This is a genomic window from Peribacillus sp. CSMR9 (assembly GCF_033141925.1).
GTDB lineage: Bacteria > Bacillota > Bacilli > Bacillales > DSM-1321 > Peribacillus > Peribacillus simplex_A.
Genome location: NZ_JAOPHO010000056.1, coordinates 23,866 through 30,146, shown reverse-complemented (window position 1 = coordinate 30,146; position 6,281 = coordinate 23,866). Strand labels below are relative to the sequence as shown.

Genomic DNA, 6,281 nt, shown 5'->3' with positions numbered 1-6,281 from the left:
TCAATACTTGGGCGCCCTATCTCTGAATACATATCTTTCACCAAGTCATAAATGAAAGTGAAGTCAATGGCCGCCTCTCAATTTTACGAACCAAATGGTTCGCTGGCACCAGTTGATCTCGCTAAATAGAATCATGTTTAGAAAGCATCCTCATCACCTCAAGTTTTAATACTTTTATTTTAAAACAAAAATGACTCCAGGCAAAAGTGTTCCATCTAAAAGGCAAGACAAAGTTTATTGGAGCGGGTGTTCGAGACTCCTGCGGGAAAAGCGCGTCTAGGGGAGACCCCGCAGGCGAAAGCCGAGGAGGCTCCCCGACCGCCCGCGGAAAGCGAGTGCCTGGAGTGGAAATCAACGTCCAAATTGTACAAGCCATAAAAATAGACAAACTCAATTTTCATCGGGTTTGTCTACAGTCTGAGGCCTGCTAAAGTGCAGGCCTTTCCCATTTCGATTTTCAAAGAGAGATATTATTCACTTTTGGTCAAAGCTTCAAGAAACGTGATGGATAAGCGGTCCGTCCCCGTCTAGTTTGCAGGATGGAAAGGTAAAGATCCTTTTTAGCCCGGGTTGCTGCTACATAGAGCAAACGTCTTTCTTCTTCAAGAGGGGCCAGCTCCCCTTTTCGGTATGATTCAAGTGCGAAATCATGAGGAATGCTGCCATCGACAGCAGCAAGAACATAAACGGTTTGATATTCAAGCCCTTTTGAACGGTGTATGGTAGTTAGCTGTATGGCATCCTTAAAATGTTTCGATAGCTGTTTTATCTCTTGAACCATCGCAGTCATATGATCGACATGATCAAGGAAAGCGGCGACGGTGGGAAAACGATTTGCTGCCACCTTTAGGTCGCGGATGTCATCGGAACCTTTTTCCAGGTTTGCTTCATTTCCGCGCTTTTTTACATATTCCTGGTATCCCAAATCTTTCTCGATGATTTCTAAAGCTACAAGTGGAGCCATATTTTTTAAAGAGCGGATTTGTCCTGGGATCGTTTTTAATTTTCGTTCTTGAAAAGCATGTCCTGTCTTAACAAAAGCAAATGCATCGATAAAATCACAATCCTGCAGTATTGTCATTGCTTTTAACTCCTGTAATATACTTTGCTTTAAAAATAAGGAGGAAAGGACATCAGATGCTGCCTTGCTATCATGGGGAAACAAACTCAGGCGCATAAAGGCAAGCATGCCGCGAATGACCCTGCGCTGATAAAACGAATCTGCATCCTTTTCAATGACAAATGGCAGGTTTGAAGCGGCTAGCCGTTCAAAAATGGCCCTGGACATCGTATGTGTCCTATACAAAACTGCAAAGTCCCCAGGGTTTGCTCCCTTGGATATTTTTTCTTGGATGTCGGATACGATCATCGTTGCTTCCAATTCCTCATCATAAGGATAAAATAATACAGGGGGATTACCAGAATCATGCTGTGCTGTCATCTTTTTTTCCATCCGGTTCTGGTTGCGCTTGATCAAGCGGTTCGCTGTAGCGACAATTTCATGAGAAGAGCGATAATTCTCGGTCAGCTTTACCACTTGGGATCTAGGGAAATCATGATTGAAATTCAGAATATACTTCGGATCGCTTCCGCGGAAAGAATAAATGGATTGATCATCATCCCCAACCGCACATACATTTTTTGATTCAGCAGAGAGGAGTTTTATCAATTCATATTGAACTTTATTGATATCCTGAAACTCATCAACCAAAAAATAGTTAAATCTTTGCTGATATTTCTTCAAAAAATCCGGGTGGTTTTTTAAAAATACATAACAGCCTACAAGCATATCATCAAAATCATATTTCCCTGTTTGCTGTTTATATTCTTCATATTTCTTATATAAAAATAAACAGGATTTCTCCCACTCGTCTGTCGGTTTAATATCTTCTGGAAAGGCCAAGGAATTTTTCCAAAGCCCAATTTGTTGAAGGGCTTGATCATATGCAAATTCCTTATCATCAAGTTCCAATTCCCTGCCAGCCTGTTTCAATATCTTTTCTTTTTCCCATTCCCACTTCAATAGGAAATCGCGCTGCCATTTGGATGGTTCGTGAAAAATCAGGATTTTATAAAAGATGCTATGAAAGGTCCCGCTAACTATTTGAGAAACAAGGGAAGGCGTCATATAGGGATAGCCGAGCAGACGCTGCTGCATTTCCTTTGCAGATTTCGCCGTGAATGTTACAAGCATGATACTTTTTGGATCAATCTTCTTCACTGTGAGCATATAGGCAGTACGTACCGTTAATACCCGGGTTTTCCCACTGCCGGCTCCTGATAGGACGAGGATTGGTCCATCGATCGTCATTACCGCTTTGAGTTGCTCTGCATCTAGAACAACCCCGGATGAGGATAATTCCTGAAAGTATGGTTCCTCTGGTTGTTCCAGGGCAGAAGGTTTATCTGAATACTTCGGATTGCCAGTTATGGGCCGGCTTTTAAGGAAAGGTTCCGTAATGGTTTTTGTTTCTGTAATGGTTCGTGATGTAGGAATCCTAAATCCATTCTGTTCCATATATTCTAATGGCCTGTCCTCATTTATCGGTTCTGAATTCGGCATTTCGCAGTGAGCCTGCGATGGGTCACTATGATAAAAATAGGGTGTCTCATGGATCCCAATAAATAATTTCACTGGTTTATGACAAATGATACAAGAAAGCTGATCACGTTTTCCTTTTTCAAAAAGTGTCTGCAGCTCACCAGCTGAAACGGTATGTAAATGTACGATTTCATTGCCAGATTTTGCTTGATTCATATAAATGGATACCTCTAATCTATTAAAAATATCGGCAATACTCATCATACCAGAAGATTAGGAAAAAAGAATGCGGAAATAGTGTTTAAATCTCATTCCAGACGGGTAATTAAATGACAACATAACTATTTAAATAAAGGTGGGATTCCTATGGGATACATAGCACCTGTTACACAATTTGATTATATTCAATATGCCAACCGGACGGTCGGAGCTGAAGAGAAAGTAAGAATTGTCAAAGGAACGGAACCCATTCAACCGATCCGCTTTGATCAGGTGTTGGAAGAGGAAATGGGAAGCTTTGAAGGATTCGATCAAGTTCAATATCATAATCGGGAAAGGACGAATGGAGCAGGCGCTAATAAAAATCAAATGGGCATGGGGGTTAGTGAAGAATTTACGGCTGAAATGACGGGAAAAGGGTGGTATTTCAACGAAAGTGTCTAGTTTTGCAAAGAAAAACAAAAGAGGACACGTGAAGTGTCCTTTTTGTGTTGATCTCTTAGAGAACGTCAATTTCCACGATTAGAGCTAACAATAATTGTAGTAAAAGTTGAATGTTAAGAGCGATTTGTGCATCAGTTGTTACAACGTCGATATCACGGCTGTTTTCAACAATTGTTTTTTGGCGCGTGATTTGTTTAACATTAGAAGATTGGATTAATTCTTGGGTAATCCTATCAGCATTATCATTATCTGCAACGGAAATGCTTACGATGATCGCGATAGCTGCTTGTAGAGCGGATTGTAGAGAAAGAGCCGCTTTAACATCTGTTGAAGTGATATTTACATTACAAGAATCTTTAATGTAAATTAGTTCTTCGGAAAGCTGAACCTGAGAATTGTCTTGTCTTGCCTCTTGTTCGATCGAGTCGTCTTCGTTATTGCAGAATCCTGTCAGGGGGTGGTGTGAAGCTGAATCTAGGGCTGACCATGATCTTTCAGAGTCTTCATGAGTGTTACAGTTGCTACGATATACATTTTGGTTCATGTTGTTTTTTCCTCCTTAGGTTTTATTCCCTATTAAAATATGCTTTGATGGTTAATCGGGTTGGACGAATAAATCAGTTAATTCGTCTATTTTTTAATACTTAGGGAAAGTATTAGTGTGTGGGGGGGGTGAATGATAAAAGAAGCTGGAGCTTCAGGAATGAAATGTAAGTGCTGCTATGTTTTCTGTTACTTATTTCTCCCCAGCAAGTAGGGTTTGATTAGGTGAAATGGTGAATCATTTATCTTTGGAATCCGTGAATTTGTTGTGAATAGAATTTGTAATTGGATTAACATCTTTTTCCGTGATGTTCTTGTCTTGGTTTATGATTTTTTGCGATTGCTCTTGTAAATAGCGAATGGTTTCTCTAAGGTTATTTCTTTCTTTTTCAGTTAGATCGACTTTTTCCTTTTTGAAACCATGTTTTCTCATAGTCCTCGAAACCAGCAGTTCCATTAATCTTTTTTGAGACTCCTCCAGGTTAAATTCATTGTTGCCCATAAAATTTTCCCTCCTTCTTGCTTTCTATATATAGTCTATGTATTTTTGCGGAGATTGCCATTGAACAGAAATGGTTTTTTTATAAAACGATAATTTAAGATCATGAACGAACAAAAAAACGCTGTCCAATCAGAAAACTGAAAGGACAGCGTTTTTATATCATAAAATGGTCTTCGTCATCGTTTTATGAGGAATGCCAGCATCCATGAATTCGTCGGAAACGATCTCATATCCTAACTTTGAATAAAAAGGAATCGCGTGCACCTGGGCATCAAGCTTTAATTGAGGTACTTCCCGTTCGCTTGCGTATTCCTCAATAGCGTTCATGATCATGGCACCGGCACCATTCTTTCGGCCCGATGATAGTACACAAATGCGCTGGACTTTACCAATGTTGTCGATTACCCTGAAGCGGCCGGCACCTATTGGCTGATCCTGATCATCATATAAAACGAAATGTGCAGACTCTTCTTCATATTCATCGATCTCTTCTTCAAGAGGGACTTTTTGTTCTTGGACGAATACTTTTTTTCGAATCATATAAGCATTTTCAAGCTCTTGGCTGTTCTCTGCAATTTTTACAAACACGAAATCATTCAGCTCCTAATCTAAATGTTTCATAAACGGTCCATGCCCCATCTTCAAGCTGATACAGCAAGTGAACTCGTTTCACCTCTTCTTCATGGCTAACGTCAAGCATGCTTAATTGGCCTAAAACATCAGAATGCTCATTATCGGATAAATCTTGAGCGATGGTAATATGCGGGACGAATGCATGTTCATTTTCACTTTTCATGAATTCCTCATTATTAAGTGCATCATGCAGCTCTTGAAGCCCTTCGGATAATTCCACTTTGAAATAAATAGTATTGCTTACGGGTTGGAAGGACTTTGCTTTCGTTACGTTCATCGTAAAAGGACTGCACTTTTGAGCAATGCCTTTTAATTGTTCCGCGATCGTCGAAATTTCCATATCCGTCGCTTCGAATGTTGGTTTAAGCGTTAAATGCGGTGGAATGAAAGCATATTTCGTATCATACCTTTTTCGATAGGAGTTAGCTAAATCTTGAAGTTTTTTTGAAGGGAAAATTGCAACACCATATTTCATAAATAAAACCTCCTGATATTTTTTATTGTTGTATTATATATAGTTGGACATGTTTTTTCTTGAAACCATCTCAAAAGAGGTGATTACGAGTAAGTTAGAACATTTCCAATAGTGCTCTTTTTAAATCTGCCTGCCAATATTTCCAGGTATGATTACCTTCAAATTCTTCATAGAAGCATGGAAATCCTTTTTGGTTTAATAATTTATGCAATTCCCTGTTGGGTTCTATGAAGTTTGCCCTGTTGCCATCAGTCGTCGGAACATCAGTTTCCCCAGTCCCGATCACATGGTAAAGTTCGAGGAGATGCGGATCCTCAAAATTACGTACAGCATCCATTACTGCTTCATTGGCAAGTGGCGACTGCATGATGCATTTCCCGAATGTATGGGGATATTTTAGTGCGGCCAATAAAGAAACTGTACCACCAAGAGAGTCACCGATCAAAGCTCGACCATGTCCCATTTGATAGGTCGGAAATTCATCATCTAAAAACGGGACAAGTTCATGGGCAAGAAAACGTATGTACGCAATGTGCTGTTCCCCGTCCGGATGATATTTGCTCCTGCGGTCAAAGCGATCTTTATAGGGAATGCCGACAATGATGATATTCTCGATCTCTTCGTTCCCTAATAGTTCATCGGCTACGCGACCAATTCGGCCCATTTGAAAATAATCACGGCCATCCTGAGCAATCACAAGCGAATATTTATACAGTGGCGAAAAATTAGCAGGCAAGTAAACAAGTAGTTCCAACTCTTCTGCTAAAGCTTCGCTTTTAAACATGTACTCTTTAATTGTGCCTTTGCGTAAACTCATTTTCCCGCACCTCGATGATAATTAATAATAATGAAACAACTTACTTGATTATTTTAGCATAGCCTTGCGATTTTTTCCCGTGAGAAGAATTTAGAATAGAATATTT

The 6,281-nt window shown here is 39.8% G+C and carries 7 protein-coding genes and 1 pseudogene; 1 reads left to right on the top strand and 7 read right to left on the bottom strand.

Annotation, left to right across the window (positions count from 1 at the left end; genetic code table 11):
- Together N9I19_RS25495 and N9I19_RS19215 are read right to left on the bottom strand one after the other, a co-directional pair.
- Nucleotides 1–112, bottom strand: a pseudogene (locus tag N9I19_RS25495) (transposase); the annotation flags it as partial.
- A 372-nt stretch (nucleotides 113–484) separates the two neighbouring features.
- Nucleotides 485–2,758 carry an ATP-dependent helicase gene (locus N9I19_RS19215; RefSeq protein ID WP_061462125.1) on the bottom strand — a complete coding sequence of 758 codons (2,274 nt, stop codon included), beginning with the start codon at nucleotides 2,756–2,758 and terminating at the stop codon, nucleotides 485–487.
- A 150-nt stretch (nucleotides 2,759–2,908) separates the two neighbouring features.
- On the opposite strand from N9I19_RS19215, the gene N9I19_RS19210 reads away from it, so the two are divergent.
- Nucleotides 2,909–3,205 carry a hypothetical protein gene (locus tag N9I19_RS19210; protein ID WP_317778700.1) on the top strand — a complete coding sequence of 99 codons (297 nt, stop codon included), beginning with the start codon at nucleotides 2,909–2,911 and terminating at the stop codon, nucleotides 3,203–3,205.
- Between the two features lie 55 nt (nucleotides 3,206–3,260).
- Here N9I19_RS19210 and N9I19_RS19205 read toward each other — a convergent pair whose 3' ends face one another.
- The 5 genes from N9I19_RS19205 to N9I19_RS19185 form a co-directional block, all read right to left on the bottom strand.
- Complete coding sequence (locus N9I19_RS19205; protein ID WP_061462127.1) at nucleotides 3,261–3,749, bottom strand: spore coat protein; 489 nt, start codon at nucleotides 3,747–3,749, stop codon at nucleotides 3,261–3,263.
- A 237-nt stretch (nucleotides 3,750–3,986) separates the two neighbouring features.
- A complete protein-coding gene (locus N9I19_RS19200; RefSeq protein WP_061462128.1) occupies nucleotides 3,987–4,250 on the bottom strand; it encodes a hypothetical protein in 264 nt (87 codons plus the stop codon).
- 159 nt (nucleotides 4,251–4,409) lie between these two features.
- On the bottom strand, nucleotides 4,410–4,838 hold the full coding sequence (locus N9I19_RS19195) for a GNAT family N-acetyltransferase (protein ID WP_061462129.1): 429 nt from the start codon (nucleotides 4,836–4,838) through the stop codon (nucleotides 4,410–4,412).
- A gap of 4 nt (nucleotides 4,839–4,842) precedes the next feature.
- The gene (locus N9I19_RS19190) at nucleotides 4,843–5,358 is read right to left on the bottom strand and encodes a YjcG family protein (protein WP_089364809.1); all 516 of its coding nucleotides are present in this window, start codon (nucleotides 5,356–5,358) and stop codon (nucleotides 4,843–4,845) included.
- 94 nt (nucleotides 5,359–5,452) lie between these two features.
- On the bottom strand, nucleotides 5,453–6,175 hold the full coding sequence (locus tag N9I19_RS19185; RefSeq protein WP_317778699.1) for an alpha/beta hydrolase: 723 nt from the start codon (nucleotides 6,173–6,175) through the stop codon (nucleotides 5,453–5,455).
- Nucleotides 6,176–6,281: the final 106 nt, after the last annotated feature.